Origin of the sequence: Granulicella sibirica, assembly GCF_004115155.1 — a bacterium.
GTDB classification, from domain to species: Bacteria; Acidobacteriota; Terriglobia; order Terriglobales; family Acidobacteriaceae; genus Edaphobacter; species Edaphobacter sibiricus.
Window position 1 is genome coordinate 314204 of sequence record NZ_RDSM01000001.1, and the last position, 19496, is coordinate 333699.

The 19496-nt window shown below is 61.1% G+C and carries 19 protein-coding genes; 5 read left to right on the forward strand and 14 right to left on the reverse strand.

From position 1 onward, the window contains the following. A complete protein-coding gene (locus GRAN_RS01300; RefSeq protein ID WP_128911220.1) occupies window positions 1–1944 on the reverse strand; it encodes a bifunctional homocysteine S-methyltransferase/methylenetetrahydrofolate reductase in 1944 nt (647 codons plus the stop codon). A 221-nt stretch (window positions 1945–2165) separates the two neighbouring features. Here GRAN_RS01300 and GRAN_RS01305 point away from each other — a divergent pair, with 221 nt between their 5' ends. Both GRAN_RS01305 and bshB1 read left to right on the forward strand, forming a co-directional pair. Further along, entirely contained in the window at window positions 2166–3599 is a 1434-nt protein-coding gene (locus GRAN_RS01305; RefSeq protein WP_128911221.1) for a hypothetical protein, read from the forward strand. A gap of 82 nt (window positions 3600–3681) precedes the next feature. Beyond that, on the forward strand, window positions 3682–4389 hold the full coding sequence (gene bshB1, locus GRAN_RS01310) for a bacillithiol biosynthesis deacetylase BshB1 (protein ID WP_128911222.1): 708 nt from the start codon (window positions 3682–3684) through the stop codon (window positions 4387–4389). A 26-nt stretch (window positions 4390–4415) separates the two neighbouring features. Here bshB1 and GRAN_RS01315 read toward each other — a convergent pair whose 3' ends face one another. The 5 genes from GRAN_RS01315 to dcd form a co-directional block, all read right to left on the reverse strand. Beyond that, window positions 4416–5327 carry a UDP-3-O-(3-hydroxymyristoyl)glucosamine N-acyltransferase gene (locus GRAN_RS01315; protein WP_128911223.1) on the reverse strand — a complete coding sequence of 304 codons (912 nt, stop codon included), beginning with the start codon at window positions 5325–5327 and terminating at the stop codon, window positions 4416–4418. After that, window positions 5324–6229: a lysophospholipid acyltransferase family protein gene (locus tag GRAN_RS01320; protein ID WP_128911224.1), complete on the reverse strand. Its 906-nt coding sequence runs from the start codon at window positions 6227–6229 to the stop codon at window positions 5324–5326. The genes GRAN_RS01315 and GRAN_RS01320 overlap by 4 nt, the downstream gene beginning before the upstream one ends. A 146-nt stretch (window positions 6230–6375) precedes the next feature. Then, window positions 6376–7074: a lipid-binding SYLF domain-containing protein gene (locus GRAN_RS01325; RefSeq protein WP_128911225.1), complete on the reverse strand. Its 699-nt coding sequence runs from the start codon at window positions 7072–7074 to the stop codon at window positions 6376–6378. A 282-nt stretch (window positions 7075–7356) separates the two neighbouring features. Then, complete coding sequence (locus GRAN_RS01330) at window positions 7357–8061, reverse strand: response regulator transcription factor (protein WP_128911226.1); 705 nt, start codon at window positions 8059–8061, stop codon at window positions 7357–7359. Window positions 8062–8156: 95 nt separating this feature from the next. Then, complete coding sequence (dcd, locus tag GRAN_RS01335) at window positions 8157–8711, reverse strand: dCTP deaminase (RefSeq protein ID WP_128911227.1); 555 nt, start codon at window positions 8709–8711, stop codon at window positions 8157–8159. A 74-nt stretch (window positions 8712–8785) separates the two neighbouring features. Between dcd and GRAN_RS01340 the strand changes: the two genes are divergently transcribed. Both GRAN_RS01340 and GRAN_RS01345 read left to right on the forward strand, forming a co-directional pair. Further along, the gene (locus GRAN_RS01340; protein WP_479680598.1) at window positions 8786–9151 is read left to right on the forward strand and encodes an HU family DNA-binding protein; all 366 of its coding nucleotides are present in this window, start codon (window positions 8786–8788) and stop codon (window positions 9149–9151) included. 27 nt (window positions 9152–9178) lie between these two features. Continuing rightward, window positions 9179–10186, forward strand: a complete 1008-nt coding sequence (locus GRAN_RS01345; RefSeq protein WP_128911228.1) for a site-2 protease family protein — start codon at window positions 9179–9181, stop codon at window positions 10184–10186. 11 nt (window positions 10187–10197) lie between these two features. On the opposite strand, the gene priA is transcribed toward GRAN_RS01345, so the two are convergent. Continuing rightward, window positions 10198–12711 carry a replication restart helicase PriA gene (priA, locus tag GRAN_RS01350; RefSeq protein WP_128911229.1) on the reverse strand — a complete coding sequence of 838 codons (2514 nt, stop codon included), beginning with the start codon at window positions 12709–12711 and terminating at the stop codon, window positions 10198–10200. Window positions 12712–12795: 84 nt separating this feature from the next. Here priA and GRAN_RS01355 point away from each other — a divergent pair, with 84 nt between their 5' ends. Beyond that, window positions 12796–13272 (forward strand): GNAT family N-acetyltransferase, encoded by a 477-nt coding sequence (locus GRAN_RS01355; RefSeq protein WP_128911230.1) that lies wholly within the window; start codon window positions 12796–12798, stop codon window positions 13270–13272. Here GRAN_RS01355 and GRAN_RS01360 read toward each other — a convergent pair. The 7 genes from GRAN_RS01360 to hpf form a co-directional block, all read right to left on the reverse strand. Continuing rightward, on the reverse strand, window positions 13249–14208 hold the full coding sequence (locus tag GRAN_RS01360; RefSeq protein WP_128911231.1) for a uracil-DNA glycosylase: 960 nt from the start codon (window positions 14206–14208) through the stop codon (window positions 13249–13251). The two genes, GRAN_RS01355 and GRAN_RS01360, sit on opposite strands and share 24 nt — an antisense overlap. 7 nt (window positions 14209–14215) lie before the next feature. Then, the gene (rpoZ, locus tag GRAN_RS01365; protein WP_128911232.1) at window positions 14216–14425 is read right to left on the reverse strand and encodes a DNA-directed RNA polymerase subunit omega; all 210 of its coding nucleotides are present in this window, start codon (window positions 14423–14425) and stop codon (window positions 14216–14218) included. A gap of 86 nt (window positions 14426–14511) precedes the next feature. Next, window positions 14512–15174: a guanylate kinase gene (gene gmk / locus GRAN_RS01370; RefSeq protein ID WP_128911233.1), complete on the reverse strand. Its 663-nt coding sequence runs from the start codon at window positions 15172–15174 to the stop codon at window positions 14512–14514. A gap of 115 nt (window positions 15175–15289) precedes the next feature. Beyond that, window positions 15290–16171 carry a YicC/YloC family endoribonuclease gene (locus GRAN_RS01375; protein ID WP_128911234.1) on the reverse strand — a complete coding sequence of 294 codons (882 nt, stop codon included), beginning with the start codon at window positions 16169–16171 and terminating at the stop codon, window positions 15290–15292. Next, the gene (locus GRAN_RS01380) at window positions 16168–18015 is read right to left on the reverse strand and encodes an ABC transporter ATP-binding protein (protein WP_241654269.1); all 1848 of its coding nucleotides are present in this window, start codon (window positions 18013–18015) and stop codon (window positions 16168–16170) included. Before GRAN_RS01380 ends, GRAN_RS01375 begins: the two co-directional genes overlap by 4 nt. 52 nt (window positions 18016–18067) lie before the next feature. Next, window positions 18068–18955 (reverse strand): RNase adapter RapZ, encoded by an 888-nt coding sequence (gene rapZ / locus GRAN_RS01385; RefSeq protein WP_128911235.1) that lies wholly within the window; start codon window positions 18953–18955, stop codon window positions 18068–18070. A gap of 77 nt (window positions 18956–19032) precedes the next feature. Next, window positions 19033–19383, reverse strand: coding sequence for a ribosome hibernation-promoting factor, HPF/YfiA family (gene hpf / locus GRAN_RS01390; RefSeq protein WP_128911236.1), 351 nt, complete (start codon window positions 19381–19383; stop codon window positions 19033–19035). Between the last annotated feature and the right edge of the window lie 113 nt (window positions 19384–19496).

A 19496-nucleotide genomic window follows, 5' to 3' on the forward strand; every position in this document is an offset into this window, starting at 1 on the left:
CTATTCCTTTTCTCCGAGTCCCAACACATCCGCCGCAGCCTTGTATTTTCCGAAGGGTGCGCTTACCTGGACGCCCCGGACCATCATGTGGCCGAGCGTCTTCGCCTCGGCCAGCATCTCCCGGGCGATCTTGATTCCTTCGGCGCGGGCGCCTTCGACACTGCCCGCGCTGGCCATGCGTGCCATGACCTCGTCAGGGACGCGGACCTTCAGATCGTTCTTCATGAACTCGGCGTTCTTGAGCGACGTCAACGGCCAGATGCCCGCGATGACCGGGATGCGGAAGCCTTCGATCCTGCGCAGGAAGTCCTCGAGGACCCTCATGTCGAAGACGGGCTGCGTGATGCAGAACTCAGCGCCGGCCTCGACCTTCGAGGCGAAGCGGCGCACCTCGTAGTCGAGGTCGGGAACGCCGGGGTTGGCTGCGACCGATACGGTGAAACCGGTCGAGCCGCCGATGGGGTTCTTGCCGATATCCATGCCGTGGTTGAGGCCCTGCACGATCTTTACGAGGCCGATCGCGTCGACGTCGAAGACGGCGGTCGCATCGGGGTAGTTGCCCATCTTCGGGGGGTCGCCGGTAAGGCAGAGAACATTCTTCAGGCCGATCGACGATGCGCCGATCAGGTCGCTCTGAATGCTGAGGACGTTGCGGTCGCGGCAGGTGTAATGCAGGATCGTCTCGATGCCGACGTGCTGCTGGATCTGCACGCAGAGGCTCTGCGCCGACATGCGGGCGCTGGCACGGGGCGAGTCGGGAACGTTGATCGCGTCGACGCCGAGGAGGTAAAGCTGGCGTGCTCCTTCGAGTTCCTTGGAGCAATCGATGCCCTTGGGAGGGACGATCTCGACAAGCGTGACAAACTCACTGGCGGCGATCATTCCGCCGATCTTCGAGCGATCCTTCAAGGGTGGCGGCTCGACCTTGCTCTCAACCGGAGCCTCGACCACGGCGTGGATGCCTGCCTCCATTGCGCCGAGAGCGCGGAGTGAGTGCCTCATGGCGCGAATGTGCGCGGGCGTGGTCCCGCAGCAGCCTCCGAGGAAGGTTGCCCCGGCTTTTACGGCCCGCTTGGCGAAGCCTCCCATGAACTCAGGGGAGGTCATGTAGATCTGGCGGCCGTCTACGTCGCGGGGAATGCCGGCGTTCGGCATGGCGGCCAGCGGGAGCCTGGTGACGGCGCGCATCCGCTCGATGACGGCGAGGACGGTCTGGGGACCGGAGCTGCAGTTGCAACCGACGGCATCCGCTCCCCAACTCTCCATGAGCTTTACGGCGTCTTCGGCCGAGGTGCCGTCGAGGCAGTTTCCGTCCTCGTCGACTGTCACCATCACGATGATCTTGAGACCCGGAGCTTCGTCCTTCACGGCTCCGATTGCCTGCTCGACCTCTGCGACGGACATCATGGTCTCGATGACGAAGAGATCCGCGCCGACTCCCGGGCCACCTTCTGCGAGGGCCTTGACCTGCTCCCGGAATGCGTCGCGTGCTTCATCGACCGCTACGATTCCCCTGGGAGCTAGACCCACTCCCAGCGGGCCGAGGGCTCCGGCGACAAACGCCTCGGACGCCTGCTTCTCGCGAATCTCGTTCACACACTGGCGGGCGAGGCGCATTCCGGCGATGTTGACCGCGCGGACCTTGTCCTTGAGGCCGTAACGCTCGAGACGGAAAGCATTTGCGCCGAAGGTGTTGGTTTCAATGATCTGCGCGCCCGCCTGAAGGTACTCGGCGTGGACCGCGCGTACGAGCTCCGGCTGCGAGAGGTTCAGTTCGTCATACGAGCGATTGATGAAGACGCCGCGGCTGTAGAGCATCGTGCCCATGGCGCCATCGCACAGCACGGTTTTGCGCTCGGCCCCGTCTTCACCCGCGACCGCTGCGAACAGGCGATCGACCGCCTGCGCCACCCCGGCACCTTCGACAACACTCGTTCCTGCCATGACACCAAGCCTCACTTCCACTTCAGTCCGACCCGCCCTGCGGCCTTGCGGCGCGTAAAGGGCATCCCTTCATCCTAAGCCACGAGCGCGGGCGAAGCCACCGGGACGGGGCCGTGCTGCTCACCCCCTTTGGTATACTCGCGTCATACCATCGCGGCTGAAACCCGCATCCGGCAGCGGCAGTTCCTCGCGCGGAGGCCTATGGTCTGGAGTTGTTCACGTTGAAGAATCGTAGTCTCTGCACCCGGACCCTCAGCGGTCTCCTGCTCGCCATGTTCACGCTTGCCCTTGCATCCTGCGGGCATAATTACTACAAGTTTCCGCAATACACGTTCGCGAACCGCCCGATTCCTCCAAGCAAGCTCGCCAACCGCGTCATGGTCGGCGTCACGGCCAACGGAACACAGGGTGGCCTGAGCATCCTCGACGGCCTTCGCGACATTCGCAGCAACATCCAGAACACGATCACAAGCTTCTCGATCTCCGGCTACTCTGGCGGTTACCCAAGCAAGATCATCAACTACCCGGCCGAGACCGCCGGCTACGTCTATTCGCAGTCGGATGGAAGCGTTGCGATTATCAACTACGGGACCGAGGCGTCCACCGGCTCTGCCGGAACGCTTCCTGCGCTTTCGACCGGCCTTGCGATCCCGCCAAGCCGAGCAGCTGTCTACTCCGCCGAGGAATCAACGGGACAGCTTGTCGCGCTGGACAACAGCACGGGAAAGTCCTACGCGCTCAATCTTCCGAACGTATATCGGGTCGCCAGCAATACGGGAAACACCGTCGTCCTCGCGATGGTTCGGAACTCGAATACGCTCTACCGGCTGGTCAAGCTAAACGCGAACCAGGCTACGCCCCCGGGATACGTCGACTGCCAGCCCTATAACCTTCCGGTCTACTGCGTCGTTCCGGTGGTGGGAACCTACGACCGCCCGCAGGATGCGTACTTCTCGCTCGATGGCACGACGGTCGATGTCCTGAATTGCGGTCCGGAGTGCGGTGGTTCGACGGCCAGCGTGTCCATCCTGAACCTTGCGCCGCTGGTCATCAACACGATTCCCACGACATCTCCCGATACGAATGCAGTTGTCTCGAACTTCGCCGTTCCAGGGGGCGTCACGACTGCGATTTCGGATGGCACAACACTTTACCTGGCCGGGCAGCAGTTGATGGCGGACGGGCTTTTCGCCGGGAATCTCACGACCGTCAGCCTCGCGAACCTTTCCATTACCGGCAAGTACTCGATCTCGGACGGCAATCACTCCAAGCTTCTCTTCGCCGATGACAACACGCTGTGGATCGGCTCGCAGTTTTGCGCGACGGGCGAGCGCGCCAAGAACAACCTGAACTACAACTGCCTGACCCGTTTCGATCTTGGTGCAAAGACGGCGAGCATCGTTCCGGCGGTCGATCCTACCTCATCGACCTCCTCCGTGCCTTATCCGAACACCGATGGAAATACGAAGTACTACGGAAGCCTGACAGGACTTTGCTGGGTGGAGACCTTCCATAAGGTCTACACGGCCTATGGTGGCCAGGTGCACGCCTTTAACACCGCCGATGCGTCCGAGATCAACAACCAGTTCATCATCGTCCAGGGAACGGCGCTCGATGTGGCGTACATGGATGCTTCGACCGATGAAACAAACTGACGGCTCGGTGAACGGAATCAAAGGCTCAGGGCACCCAACGCGGGTGCCCTGAATTGTTCACACGGTTCTTGAGGGCAAGAAGATGGTGGATGTACTCGCGATTGCTGCGCATCGTGACGACGTAGAGCAAACCTGTGGCGGAACGCTTCTTGTTCAGCAAGGACTGGGCTGGAAGACCGGCATTCTTGACCTTACGCGGGGTGAATCGGGTACGCGGGGCACGGCCGCGGAGCGGGAAGCCGAGGCGAATGACGCGGCACGTATCCTTGGTGTCTCGCATCGGGAGGCGCTCGATCTCCCGGATGGGAACGTTCAGAACACGCTGGAGAATCGGCTCAAGGTGGCCGGCGTGCTGCGACGGCTGCGGCCACGGGTGGTGATCCTTCCGTACTGGCAGGGACGGCACCCGGACCACTACACGTCTGCCACGCTTGGTTATGAATCCTGCTTCGTCTCGGGACTCTCGAAGCTCGATCTGGAGGGCGCGCCGCATCGTCCGTACAAGATCCTCTATGCGTCGCTTTACGCGGATGTCCGTCCTACCTTCGTCGTGGACATATCGGCCTACATGGAGCAGAGGCTGCAGTCGCTGCTCGCCTATCGCTCCCAGTACGCCACGCGACCCGAGGGTGGCGGGCTGTTTGTGCCGGAGGAGGAGATCCGGGAGCGAACTTTTGCGTCGGCTCGCCACTACGGGATGCTCGCCGGTGTTCGCTATGCGGAGCCGTTCGTTCAGAAAGAGGTCGCCCTCGCGAGCGACTTGATGATCATTCCTGTTCAATCGATCTGAGCGCCCGAAAGAGCGAAGAAGGCCCTTCAGCCTTTGCGAAGGCGGGCGAGGTCCCGGAGGTATTCTTTCAGGGGACGCGCCGGTCTTCCCCAGAAGACCTGTCCCGGACCCTTCATCTTCTTTCCACTGAGCACACCGGCGCCCCCACCGAGGATGACGCCTGCACCGACCGTCGCGTGCTCGCCGATGCCGACCTGGCCCCCGAGAATAGCGCCGTCCTCTACGATGCTTGAGCCTGATATGCCGGTCTGCGCGGCGATGATGACGTTTTCGCCGATGACGCAGTTGTGCCCGATGTGGACGAGGTTGTCGATCTTCGTCCCCGAGCCTATCCGCGTCTCGCCCAGGGCACCGCGGTCGATCGTGGTATTCGCTCCGATCTCGACATCGTCTCCGATGACCAGACTTCCCTGCTGCGGGAAGAGTAGATAGCGTCCCGTTTCGGCGTTCCTTGCGTAGCCGAATCCTGTTGAACCGAGCACGGCTCCTGCCTGCACGACCACGCGGCTGCCGAGGCGCGTTCGGGGATAAAGGGTCACTCGCGCCACCAGCTCCACGTCATCTCCGAGAATGACGTCCTCTCCGATGACGCAGCCGGGCCCTATTTGGCAACCCGTGCCCATGGCGACTCCGTCTGCGATCACCGCTGAAGGGTGGATCTCGCTCTGTGTCGGGCGCGCGCGAAGCCGGTCTCCAGCCTCTGCGAACGAGTAACGCGGATCACGCACGTAGGCTACTCGCTGGTCAGCCACGCCTTCGAGTTTTCTGGGGGCCAGGATTGCGCCTGCCGCTGATTCGAGGGCCGCGCTCAGTGTGTCAGCGTCGGTCGCGAAGACAACCGAGGCCGCATCGGCATCCTTCATTCCTGAGACACGGAGGATCTCGACTTCGCCCGCATTTCCTATCTGTTCGGCAGGCAGCAAATCGCGAAGCTTCATCTCTGGTAGATCCCCTTTTCGCCCTCGGGCCGTGTCTTCCAGCGGCGGTGCATCCAGAGCCACTGCTCCGGGTATGCCCGAATATACTTTTCCAGCACGGCGGTGAACATGGCCGTATTTGTGAGGGCATCGGCTTCGGAGTCGCCGGTTTTTACGAGGTCCAGCTCTTCGCCAAAGTGCAGCACGTATCTCCGCTCAGACTTCTCCCACAGAAGAAAGCCTGGGAGAACCGCTGCACCCGTTCTCTCCGCAATGCGCGGCACGCCGGACGCAGTGCATGCGGGAACGCCAAAAAACGGGACAAAGACACCCTGCGGCGGAGTCATATTGGTATCCATCAACACACCAACTGTCCTTCCGGCACGCATCGAGGCGATGAGGCCACGAGCGAAATCGTCTTTGTGGAGGACACGGTTGCCATGCTCGCAACGGATTCCATTGACGAAGTCGTCGACGAGGGGATTATCGAGACGGCGGATGACGATGTCCATGGGATTGCCCATCAGCGAGTGATAGAAACTGGAGAGTTCCCATGCGCCTAGATGGCCAGTCAACACGAACACGCCCTTGCCACGGGCGAGCGCTCGGCTGAAGTTCTCGAAGCCTTCATACCGGATGAACTTCTCGACCGTTTTGTGCCCGTACTGTGGCATATGACAGAACTCCGCGATCTGGTATCCCAGGTTGCGGTATGTCTGCCGCAGGATCTCTTCGCGCTCTGCCCCAGTCTTCTCGGGAAACGCCATGGCGAGATTCTGCTGCCCTACTGCCCTCAGGCGCGGAACGATCCGGTAGGCGATCCACCCGATGCCTGCCCCGACCTGTCTTGCTACCGCACGTGGCATGGCTGCCAGGAGTTCGACGAAGCAGCGAAGCAGCAGGTATTCCAACCTGTGCTTCACGGTAATCGTTGGAGCTCCCTGCTCCTGCTCGTTCAAACTCACAGTCCCAGTGTAACTGGCGGGTGGTAGGTGTCTGCTCGCTTCACTCTGTAGCAAAAGGTTGGGGCGACCCGAAGGCCGCCCCAACGTTTTCCTATCCGTGAAACTTAGTGGTTGTCGCGTGAGACGACGAAGTACTTCGCTACGGTGCGAACGAAGCCGCGAGCCTCGGGAGGCGTCGGCTGATTGCCCTTCAGCACTTCGGTGTAAGGAACGTTGCCGCCATAGACTGTGCGGGTATCATCCTCATTCTGCGAGAGGACCGTGCCGTCCAGATCAAGACCGGCAAAGAGGCCTTTTGAACGCGAGTAGGTGAGGAACTCGGCGTTGAGCTTCCAATCCGTTCCGGCCTGTGCGTTACGGCCAACCGGGCCGGCGGAAGCGGCGGCGTCCGCGCCGAGCTTGAACTTGTTCTTCAGCATGTCCTGCAGGCCATTCTGGTTCATTGCGATCAGCACGAGGTCAGTCGACTGTCCGCCGATCTGGAAACCGAAGCTTCCGCCCGTAAGCTGAACGAACACCGGTGCGCTCCAACCCTTCGGGGTGCGGCAGGTAGCAGCGCCCTGGCCGTACTGAGCGCCGACCACAAAGGCACCCTTCTTGAAGCTTGGAATTACGACGACGCACGATGCGCCTGCAAGGATCGACTGCGGAATGCCCTTATCGGGAGTCGCCATGATCTCGTTAATCACGGCAGACGCGTTGGTCAACCGCTCATCCAACTTCGCCTTGTCCGTGGCTGCAAACGACGTCAGTGAGGTGGCCGCCATCGCCATTGCGCATACAAATCCAGTAACCTTCGTCATTTTCTTACCTTTCAAAGTCAATCTTTAGATCGCGGTCCAAATGGCCCAGTGTCTATTGGGGTACGATGGCGTGCCCACCCCTGTGGTTGCATTGACTTCCAATGGAATCAAAATGGACGAAAAAATAGGGACTGTGAGTGAACCCGGTCGCCCGGCTCCTCTCACAGTCCCTCTCCCAGGTCTGTGTTGCGTAGAGTTACTTTCTCGTGCCTTCGGATAGTTCACAAGAGTACGTAGGTCTAGCGACTTAGGTAATCTACCCATTTACTTATTAGTAAACAGCTAAGCGCTTCTCGCGAGATCGGGATGGTGCCGCAGAGCTTCGACCGTCAGCCCGATCCGATTCTTCGCTCCGACCTTTCTCATGAGGCGGCCAAGGTGCGCCTTGACGGTGCTTTCATCGATGTTGAGAGCCTCGGCGATCTCCCGGTTTCCCAACCCCGTCACCAAGAGGCGAAGCACCTGCAACTCTCGTTCCGTGAAGGATACCGAGGTTGTTCCCGCGGCCTGATCGAGCTTAGAAGCATCCAGCAGACGTGAGAGCACCTTGCGCGGAGCCCAGATCGAGCCGTCATACACGACCTCAAGCGCAAGCCGGATCTCGGTTTCATCCGCTGTCTGGGGCAGGTACCCCTTGGCTCCCGCTCCGATGACCTGCTGAATGTACTCCTGGTCCTTCGAGTCGCCGATGACGATGACGCGCACATGCGGCCGAACCCGGCTGAAGGTCGCCACGAGTTCCATGAGGTGCTGCGTGCAGCTCGCATCGATGAGTACGACGCGGAGGTCCACGTCGTTCAAGACACCTGGGACCGAGAGTGGAATGACCTCGCCGCCGGCGAGCCGCCCGGTGGTGTTGGCGCGCATGATGGCCTGCAGCCCCATGATGCGCATGGGGTCTGTCGCCACCAGCCCGACCCGAACGGGCGTTGCCGGTGACTTCGACACGGAATCGTCTGGAGAAAAGCCTTTGCCCGCGTCCGTCATAGCTTCCAGAGACCTGGCACCCGTCCTGCAAGTTCGACATGGTGAAGCGCTACGTTTGTTTCGAGCCCAGAGGACCGCGGACGCTTAAGACGCCGTTAGAGCATAGGCAGGACGATTCCCTGCTGATGCTGGTACTTGCCCTTGCGATCCGCGTAGCTGACCTCGCACACTTCGTCCGATTGGAAGAAGAGTATCTGGCAAAGCCCTTCGTTCGCGTAAATTCTCGCGGGCAATGGAGTCGTGTTCGAGATTTCGAGCGTTACGAAGCCTTCCCACTCGGGCTCAAACGGCGTGACGTTCACGATGATTCCGCAGCGCGCATAGGTTGACTTGCCGACGCAGATCGTCAGGACGTCGCGTGGAATCTTGAAGTATTCGATGGAGCGAGCCAGGGCGAACGAGTTCGGCGGAACGATGACGCTCGGGGCCTGCACCGTGACGAACGAGCGTTCGTCGAAGGCTTTCGGGTCGATGATGGCGCTATTGACGTTGGTAAAGATCTTGAACTCGTCCGAGACGCGCAGATCGTAGCCGTACGAGGACAGCCCATACGAGATGACTCCATCGCGCACCTGCTTCTCGCTGAACGGCGCGATCATCCCGTGTTCCAAGGCTTGTTCCCGTATCCAACGATCGCTCTTGATTGCCATCTTGCTCCACTTCCTCCAAGGTCCGGAACCGCATTCAGGACGCCAGCCTCGATACTAAGGCACGGGGTTTTGCATTGACAATCAGGGCTTGCCTTCCTAACATCGGGACAGTAGGCACCTCCGATCCCCAAGGCTTCGCCGGGACATGCCGCCTCCAGAGGACGATCACCGTGATCAAGCAGGATCTAGTACAGCGGATCGTCGAGCGCACCGGCCTTCCGAGAACGAAAGCCGAAGCCTCCGTCGATGCCATCTTCGATTGTATGAAACAGAGCATGCTCAGCGGCGATCGAATCGAGCTTCGCGGCTTCGGTGTGTTCACGGTGAAGCCGCGGAAGACGGGCATCGGCCGCAATCCCCGCACAGGCGCTGAAGTCAGCATTATTCCCGGCAAAGCCGTTCGCTTCAAGCCAGGGAAAGAGCTTCACCTGCTCGACTAAGCCAGCTCCCAAGAGGTTTAAATCAGGATGGCGTCCGCCGACCGGCTCCCGGTCTCCCTCAATTCGCACGAGGACGGGCCGTCCGAGCCGGACGCTCATTCGCCTCCGCATCAGGAACGCTGGCGCGACCGGCTATGGCTTCACGTTGTGCTTTTTCTCCTGACCGTGCTCTCCACCACCGTGGTCGGCATGCGCTACATGGAGAACTTCCTTACCGACCAGGTTCCCCTTTCTTCCGACGCGGATGTCTTTCCGTATGCCTGGGTGTGGCATCATCGCGCCGCGTTTGCCACGGGTCTTCCATTTTCGCTGACCGTGCTGGCGATTCTCGTTGCCCATGAGTTCGGCCACTTCTTTTCCTGCCGGCTCTACAAGGTGCAGGTGACGCTTCCCTACTTCCTGCCTGCGCCGACGCTCAGCGGCACCGCAGGAGCCATCCTCCGCATTCGTGGGCGCGTTCGGACGCGATCGGCGATGGCCGTGATTGCCGCCGCAGGACCCATTGCCGGGTTCCTTGTCGCGATCATTGCGGTCGCTGTCGGGCTTGTCCTCTCGAAGTCGACTCCCGCTCCCGTGCCCCAGGTGATTCAGTTCCAGCCACTCCTGCTGCACCTTGTGGACGCATTGCTGCGAGTCTTTCGTCCTGAGACAGCTGCGCTGGATCGCATTATTCCTCACCCCGTGCTCGTCGCAAGCTGGGTGGGCCTGCTGATCACCTCGCTCAATCTGGTTCCGGCCGGCCAGCTTGACGGCGGTCACATCCTCTATGCTCTCTATCCCCGCGCCCACCGCGCGACTTCCTTCGTGACAATCGTACTACTCGCGATCCTGGGGACGTTCGCGTGGGTCGGATGGTTTGCCTGGGCGATCGTACTGGTGATTCCCGGCTTGAAGCATCCGCGGCTTAAGGAAGATCCTCCCCTGCATCCGTGGCAACGTGCCCTGCTTCCGATCTGCCTTGTCATCCTGATCCTGAGCGGAACCTTGAGCCCATTTGCCGGAACCAGTCTTCTTCAGATCGTCACTCACCACTGACGCCTGTGTTGTTACATCAGGTGTACGGCGTCCACATCGATGACGAGGCCCTTGCGCGGAATCCCCTCGGCCTCCGCGAAGGCCAGCATTGCCCGCAGCACCTCTTGCAGCACTTGCCTCTTCTCCGCCTTCAGGACAAAGTGATACCGGTAGATTCGCTTGAGGCGGACGATGGGAGCAGCCGCCGGGCCAAGCACACGCACCTTCTCCATCGCGCGCTTCTGCAGCCAGCGACCGAGCACTCCGGACCAGCCTGTCGCTTCTTCAAGCTTGTCGCTCTGGATGACCACATTTGCCAGGACGGCGAAGGGAGGATAGTGCATCCAACGCCGATAGTTCATCTCCTTGGCGACGAAGCCCGGGTAGTCGTGCTTTGCCGCGAAGGTGATCGCGTAGTGGTCCGGATGGTAGGTTTGCACGACAACTTTCCCTGGGAGATCTCCGCGGCCCGCCCGGCCTGAGACCTGGGTGAGGAGTTGGAAGACGCGCTCCGCGGCGCGGAAGTCGGGCAGGCCCAAGGCGAAGTCCGCGCCCACTACCCCGACCAGCGTGACCCCGTGGATGTCATGACCCTTGGCGATCATCTGCGTCCCGACGAGGAGATTGATCTCACCGGCGTGAAGGCGCGTCAGGAGGCGCTCCATGTCGGAGCGCCCACGTACCGTATCGCGATCCATCCTTCCGATCCGTGCGCTGGGGAAGAGCTCCTGCAGCCTCTCCTCGCCCTGCTGCGATCCCGCGCCAAGATAATACAGGTGCTCGCTCTCGCACTTTGGGCAGACCTTCGGGACTGTTCGGCGAAAACCGCAGTAGTGGCACTCCAACCTCTGCCCAACGGGGGCGCGTCCGTCCGTTCCCTCGACAGGCTTGTGATACGTCATCGAGATGGCGCAGTTCTCGCACTCGATCTTCTCGCCGCAGCTTCGGCACATCACCACGAAGGAGTATCCGCGGCGGTTGAGCAGGATGATGACCTGTTCGCCGCGATCAAGCGTGGCCTGGGTCTCCTCGATGAGCTTGCGCGAGAAGACCTCTTCCTTGCCGACCGCCTGAAACTCGGCTCGCATGTCGATGAGTTCGACTTCAGGAAGCGGCCGGTTCGCAACCCGCTCGCGCATCTCCACACGCGCATAGCGGCCGCGATCGGCGTTAGCCCAGCTCTCGAGGGAGGGCGTCGCCGAACCGAGCACCACTACGGCGTCGTTGAGCTTTGCGCGCATGACCGCGACGTCGCGGCCATGATAGCGGGGCGTCTCCTCCTGCTTGTAGCTGGAGTCGTGCTCCTCGTCGACGATGATGATGCCAAGATCAACCACCGGGGCGAAGACCGCCGAACGCGTTCCGACGACAACCCGCGCCTCGCCACGGCGGATTCTATGCCACTGCTCAGCGCGCTCGTCGGGTGTGAGTTGCGAGTGCAGAAGCGCCACCTCGCTCCCGAACGCTGCAACCATCTGTCCCGTCATCGCCGGGGTCAGGCCGATCTCGGGAACGAGCAAGAGAGCGCTCTTTCCCCTCTCGAGGGCTCGGCGCATCGCCGCGAAGTAGACCGCCGTCTTCCCCGAGCCCGTGACGCCATAGAGGAGATGCGGCGCAAAGACTCCACGGTCGAGGGCGACTGCGATCGTTCCGAGCGCTTCCATCTGCGTCTCGTTGAGGGCGTGTTCGTGGGCATGCTTCTTTCCGTGGGTGCTGACGCTGCCCATGTCGAAGGCTTGCGCTACGTCTTCCAGGCCGACCAAGCCGCGCTTTACCAGCGTCGCCAGCGTCGAGTCGGGGATACCCGTGTCCCGCAGCGACTCCCGCAGATCCCTCACCCGCATGCGGCCACCGACGGCGGCCAGTTCAGCCATGACGGCGAGCTGATTCTCATTCAGCCGCGGTAGACGTCCTCCGCCTTGCTCGCCGCCTCCCTCCACCAGGACGGCAACCCTCTCGGAACGGCGTGCGTCGCGCTCCTCCGCGACGGCCTCCTTCACCAGCCACTTCTTCCGCACCATCGCGTCGAGCATGGCCTTGTTCGCCTGTGTCGCAGACCGCAGCGCTGAAGCCTTCGCGCTTTCTCCGCTTTCGAGATAGTTCAGGACGGCATATTCGCGATTCTGCTCCTCCGGAGTGAGCCTTGAACGCCGCGAGGATCCCTTGGCCGCGCCCTCGTACAGGACGCGCCGCCCGGCCTCTCCAATGCGGTAGACGAACTGCCGCTTCACCTCGGCGCTCAAAGGAAGCATTCCCCGAAGGACCTCGCCGAGCGGAGCGACGTAGTACTGGGCGATCCACAGGGCGAGCTTCGTCAACTCGTCGGGGAGAAGCGCTACTTCATCCAGCACCGCCTGCACCGGCTTCGCCTCGACACCCTCCGGAAGAGGCTCATCGTGGAGACGAACCACGACTCCCATCAGCCTCTGTCCGCTGAACGGCACAAGTACGCGCGCACCCACGACTGGCATGGTGCCGATTCCATTCGCATAGGTGAAGGTGCGGTCGAGCGGCACAGGAAGCGCCACGTCGCAGTACAAAGCCATCATTCCAGCTTAGCTGCTCGCCAACCATCCGGGAAACGGCGCGGCCGTCCTAGAATCAGGCGAGCTGTTCTCACCGGGGAGATTGTGATCGACCTCACCTATCGCACCGCCAGACCGAGCGACATCGCAGGCATGGCGAGTCTTCGCGCCCAGACGTGGGGCACGGAGGACTACTGGCAATCCCGCATTCGCGGCTACATGGATGGGACGATCAATCCGCAACACGCCTTACCTAGCCGAACGCTCTTCGTGGCTATGGTGGGGGACGAGGTCATCGGCCTGATCGGCGGGCACCTCACCCAGCGCTTCGACTGCGAGGGAGAGTTGGAATGGATCGATGTCGCCCCTGCCCATCGCGGGTCGGGTGTGGCCTCTGCGCTCTTTCTTGAACTAGGTGAGTGGTTCGTTCGGCAGGACGCGAAGCGGGTCTGTGTCAACGTGGAGCCTACTAACCACGCGGCTCTCCGGTTCTACAGGAAGCATGGTTCCGAGACTCTCAACGAGCATTGGCAGGTCTGGCCCGACATCGGCGCAAGCCTATCCGCGCTGCGGCCCCTTTAGGCCGAGGGCGCCCATTACTGTCTGCAGGTCCTTCCAGGCCTCGCCTTTCTGCCGGGGATCGCGCAGCAGAAATGCGGGGTGATAGGTCACCACGACTTTCGCTCCACGCGCGCTATGCCAGCGTCCGCGCAGGGAGGCAAGGGACTGCCGCACGCCAAGCAGATAGGTCGCCGCCGTCGCGCCAAGGGCCACGACGATCTCCGGCTGCACGATATCCATCTGCCGTATCAGGAACTGCGAGCATGTTCCTGCCTCGATTGGTTCGGGAACGCGGTTCGCTGGAGGGCGGCACTTTACGATGTTGGCGATGTAGACGTCTTCGCGCTTCAGTCCCATCGCCGCGATCATATTGTTCAGGAGCTGCCCGGCTTTGCCGACGAACGGCACGCCCGAGGCGTCCTCGTCCGCTCCTGGGCCTTCGCCAACAAACATGAGCCGCGCATTCGGGTTGCCGTCCGCGAAGACGATGCTGTGGCGTCCCGCGTAGGCCAAGGGGCACCGCGTGCAGTCGCCGATCTCTTCCTGCAGAACTCGCAGCGCACCGGCCCGCTCTTCAGGCGCAACCCGGACCGGAGGTAGAGGCGCAAGTTCATCGAAGGAGGGTGGCTTGGGAATGGAGATATCGCTGTAGGGAGTGGAGCTGGCCTGGGGAGGAGCCACAACCGCAGGCTTCACCGGGGCGACAGGTGCAGGTGGGGTAGAAGGCCGAGGCGAAGAGACGGCAGGAGCAGCAACCGGTTTGGCCGCGACAGGAACATCCTGCGCCACGAGCGCTTCGGCGGGCCCAGCCAGGGTCGCCGCAAGCCGAGCAACAAGTTCGCTATCCGAGTCCCCATCCTGCCGGTAGAAGTCGTACACCCCAAGGTCGCGAAAGTACTCCACGTATCCGCGCAGTTGCTGCGCTGCTTCCGAACCCTGGCGTGCCTCTCCATCCATCCCGGCGCTAGAGCCTCGTTCCGACGACAGGTTCAACCTTCTTCGCCTGAACGACGAAGGTTACGTGCCCGTCGCGAATCTCGTCCTGCGCCACGCGGCAGGCTTTCATCGACTTCGAAACCATGAGAGGAGGAGCACCCGACTGCAACTGGCGAGCCCGACGTGCTGCACCCTTGACAAGGCTGTACTTATTCAGCAGACCTTCGTTGACTGTCATGATATATATCCCCCGCGGGATGTGGTTGTGTTGGTGTAACTCGAATCTACCGCATCCGGGAATATTTCGCAAAGTCCGTGCAACTCTTAGCCCGCCTGAAACGTCCCCAGGGCCGCCTGTAACTTGGTCGAAGCCTCGTCGGTCCGGCAACTGGCGGCGATCGCGTCCACCGCCTCGGGATCGTGGCGCTCGAATAAAACGATCGCCTTCATCTCCGTCACCGCCTGGTCGAGCACATCGTTTACGAGCGCATAGCGGTATTGCCGAATCCTCTTCAACTCCTCACGAGCCTCGCGCAGACGCCGCTCAATCACCGACTCGACGGTCATATGCTCGGCCTCGCTGCGGTTTCTCAGCCTCATCTCGAGCACCTCGGGACTTGGCGGCATGATGAAGATCGAGACGGCTTCGGGCAGCTTCTTCATCACCTGCATGGCTCCCTGCACGTCGATATCGAGAAGCAGATCCCGCTTCTCGGTCTTCGCATGCGCGAGTGCCGAGAGGGCCGTGCCGTAGTAATTTCCGAAGACTTCCGCCCACTCGAGAAAGTCTCCCGCCGAGATCATCCGCTCGAACTCCTCACGCGTGGTGAAGTAATACTCCTGCCCGTTCTTTTCGGAGCCGCGCGGCGCCCGCGTCGTATAGGAGATCGAGAAATCCAGGCCCTCGACCAGCGTCCGCAACTGGCTCACAATCGTAGATTTTCCTGAACCCGAAGGAGCCGAAATGATAAAAAGAATTCCCGCCATAGTGCTTATCAGACTCCAAAGAAAAGCGTATCCAAGAAGTCTACCGGACACGTCTCCAGAGGGCGTTGATCCTGGGCGAAGCGGCTCGGCCGAGGGTTATTTTTGTTTATTTTCTTTACTCCAGATTTTGCACCTGCTCCTTGCACCGCTCGATCTCCGCCTTCATCCCTAGCCCGATGTCGGTCAACCGCAGGCCGCGCTCTCCCATCGCGCCGTTCATCTTCGAGACCATCGTGTTCGCCTCGCGGTTCATCTCCTGCAGCAGGAAGTCCAGCGCCTTGCCGACCTCGCCGCCCGCATCGAGCATCGCCTGGAAGCGCCGGGCATGGGTCTGCATGCGGACGATCTCTTCCTCCACATCGCTCCGCTCCGCGAGCATCGCGGCCTCGGTCAGGACACGCTCCTCGCTGGCCGCTGCGCCTTCCAGCAACTCGGCAAGCCTTGTCTTCAGCCGTTCGATATGTGCTTCCCGCACACCCTCGCGGAGGGCGGCCATCTCTCCGGCGAAGAGGAGCAGGCGGTCCATCCCGCTTCGCAGGCCAGCCACCAGGGACGCTCCTTCAAGGCTTCGCGCTTCGTTGAAGCGCTCCATGAGCGTAACTGCAGCTTCTTCGATCGCTGCCGCATCGATCACGCGCGCCGCGACTTCCGTGGTCATTACGCCCGGCACACGCAACATGCCGTTCAGATCAGGCTCACCGGTCACTCCATGCTTCTCGGCGGCCTCGCGGTAGTTCTTCACCAGTTCAGCGAGCAGGAAATCATTTCGCCGGACCTGCACCGACCCCGCTGCGCGATCGAGATCGAGCGACACCTCAACGTGGCCACGTGTCACCGCGCCGCGCACGATCGCCCGCAGCCGCGCCTCCAGTTCTTCGGACCCGGAGGACACACGGATCTGCAGATCGAGAAAGCGATGGTTGACGCTCTTCACCGTCAGCGTGAAGCCATCTCCGTTTACGGTCGCGAAACCCGTCATCGAAAGGACACCGCTCAAGCCACACCCTCCAGGCCGACACGGTCGTTATCCGCGAACTGCATATCGTGCAGGCGCCGGTATGTCCCCGAGTGAACCATGAGTTCCTCGTGCGTTCCTACTTCCGTGATCTGCCCCGCTTCCAGTACAACGATCCTCGTTGCACGCCGAACAGTCGACAGGCGATGAGCGATCACGAACACCGTCCTTCCCTGCATGAGGTTCGCCAAAGCCGCCTGTACGAACTGCTCGCTTTCTGTGTCGAGCGCGCTGGTCGCTTCGTCGAGGATAAGGATCGGCGCGTTCTTCAGGATCGCCCGGGCGATTGCAAGCCTTTGCCGTTCGCCGCCGCTCAGGCGAACACCCTTCTCGCCGATCATGGTGTTGTAGCCTTCCGGCATGCGCAGGATGAAGTCATGCGCCAGGGCCATCTTCGCGGCTTCTTCTACCTTGCTGAGCGGAACGTCCGGCTGACCGTATGCGATGTTGTTCCGCACGGTGTCGTTGAAGAGCACGGTCTCCTGCGTCACCTTGCCGATCTGCGCACGCAGGCTCACAAGCGTGACGTCGCGCACGTCATGGCCATCGATGGTGATCGAGCCTGCGCTCGCATCGAAGAAGCGTGGGATGAGGTTCACCAGCGAACTTTTACCCGCTCCGCTCGGACCCACAAGCGCGATCACCTCGCCGCGTTGGACGTTGAGCGTTATGCCGCGCAGCACGAGCTTCTTTTCGCCATCGACGTCGTAGCCGAACTCTACGTCCTTGAAGTCAAAGCGCCCGGAAAAACCCTTCAGAACGTGCGCGCGGCGCTTCTCGCGGACCTCGTCCTGCGCATCCATGAACTTGAAGATGTCCTCGCTCGCGCCGAGCGCCTGCTGAAAGCTCGTGTAGAACATGGCGAACTTCCGAACAGGATCGTAGAGCGTGAAGACGGCGATGATGAACGACATGAACGAGCCAACCGTCATCCGCTGATGAAGAATCTCCTGCCGTCCGAGGAAAAGCAGAAGCGCGATCGCCACTGATCCAAGGGCGTCCATCAAGGGCGAACTGATCGCCGCCACACTCATTGATTTCAGGTTCGCCCGGAAGAGTCTTCGCGCCGCACGACGAAAGCGATCCATCTCCCAGATCTCCATGCCGAAGGCCTTCACGATGCTGTTGCCCGTAATGGTCTCGTGCAGGATGTTCTGGATCTCGGCGAGCTTGTCCTGTCCGCGACGCGTGGTCTGCCGTACCCGCCTGCCGATGCGCCGGGCCGAAGAAATCACCACTGGAACGAACAGGAGGAGCACCCACGAGAGACGTCCGCCGTAGAAGATCGCTACGCCGACGAGGAAGATCAACGTGAAGAACTGCTGCAGGAACTCGCCCAGCACAGCCGACATCGCCGTCTGGACTTTCTCGATGTCGTTGATCAATGTCGACAGCAAGGAGCCCGTCGAATGCTTCTGAAAGAAGCTCATGGAGCGCCGCAGCACGGCGTTGTAGAGATCGTTCCGCAGGTCGGTGATCATGCCAAAGCCGGCGTAGTTCACCAGGTACGTGCCTGCGTAATCCGATATCGACTTCACGATTGCCGACATCACGAGCGCATACGCCATGACGGTCCAGGCGTTGTGAAAGTGGCTCGGCACCAGCAGGTGCAGGTCTAGAGGATGTTTGAGATAGGGGGTCTTGAAGACCAGCACAGCGTCGTTCGGCACATCCGGATTCAGCACCTTATCGAAGATCTGCTTCACCAGCAGAACCCGGAAGGCTGCCATAGCCCCCACAAGGGCCATCAGAACCACTGAACCAAGTGAGTAGAGGGCGTAGGGCCGCATATACAGCAACAAACGCCAGATGCGCCTTACACCCATCCCAACGCACCTCGCCAAGAAACCATGAGGCCCATTCTATCGCCGTACGAGCCTACCGTGGCATGTCCCGATGCGTCACCTTTACGCGGTATCCCGCATCTCCGAGTCGCCGCTGCATCTCTTCCGCGATCATTACCGACCGGTGCTGGCCTCCCGTACATCCGAACGCCACCGTGAGGTAGCTCTTGCCTTCCTTGATGTAGAACGGCAGCAGGAACGTCAGCATCTCCGTCGTCTTCTCGAGGAACTCCTCAGTCTGCGGAAAGCTCCGAACGTACTTCGCCACCTTCGGGTCTTTGCCTGTGAGAGGACGAAACTCCTCGATGAAGTGTGGATTCGGCAGGAATCTCACGTCGAAGACCAGGTCCGCGTCGGTTGGGACGCCATTCTTGAAGCCGAAGCTCATCGAGGCGATCGTAAGGTTCTGCTCGCTCGCCTCCTGGTCGAACTGCGCGTTGATATGTGCGCGGAGTTCATGGACATTGAATTTCGTGGTCTCTAGAACAATATCCGCGACGTTGCGGATGGGGTCGAGCCTTTTCCGCTCCTCCTCGATGGATTGCACGACAGTATCGCCACGCCCCATCGGGTGCGGCCTGCGAGTCTCAGAGAAACGCCGCACAAGCGCGTCGTCGCTGGCCTCGAGAAACAGAACCTTGGTTGCGAGGACGGTTCGTATCTTCTTGAGATTGGCCGGGAACTCCTCGAGCCGAATGCCTTCCCGCACGTCGATCACAAGCGCCGCCCGCTTGATGTCGCGCGACTCCCGGACGATCTCCGCGAACTGCGTCATCAGCTCAAGCGGGAGGTTATCGACCGCGTAATAGCCAAGATCCTCAAAGGCCTTCAAGGCCGAGGCCTTGCCTGACCCGGACATTCCCGTCAGGATGACAAGTTCTTTGCCCGGCTCAGTCGTGCTCTGCTGCTCGTTCACACCCATGGAGAAATCCTAGCATCTGCCCGTTTGCTCCTGGATCAATCGCAAGCCGGGAGCAAACGGGCGAGAGCCAGGCCCACTCAAACGGCGATGTCCACCTGTTCCAACACCGTGTCTCTCATTCCGATTCCCTTGGGATGCCGCTTCATCGTAGTTGTCTTCTGGTTGTGCCGAACCCACTGCTGCTCCAGCTTCGCGAGCGCGTCGTGCAGGGCCGCTTCCATGTCGGTCCCTTCGCAGTTCGCCACCAGCGTCTGCCCTTTGCACAGCACGGAGATCTCGGCCATCTGCCGGTACTTATCCACCGTCAAAATGACGTGTGCGCTGCACGCCCCGCCAATCATCTCCCCGATACGCGTAAGCCCTGCCGCAGCCTGCGCCTTCTGCTTCGCCGTTACTGTCGTATGCCGTCCGGTGTACTCGATATTCATCCAAACACCCCGTTTTTGCTTGCTCAACGTGTTGGTTCAGGCCTGGTCGACTCAACCGTGCGAGCCGCCCCTTCTTTGCTGCTCCTCGAACTTCCCGAGGCTAAAAATCGTAC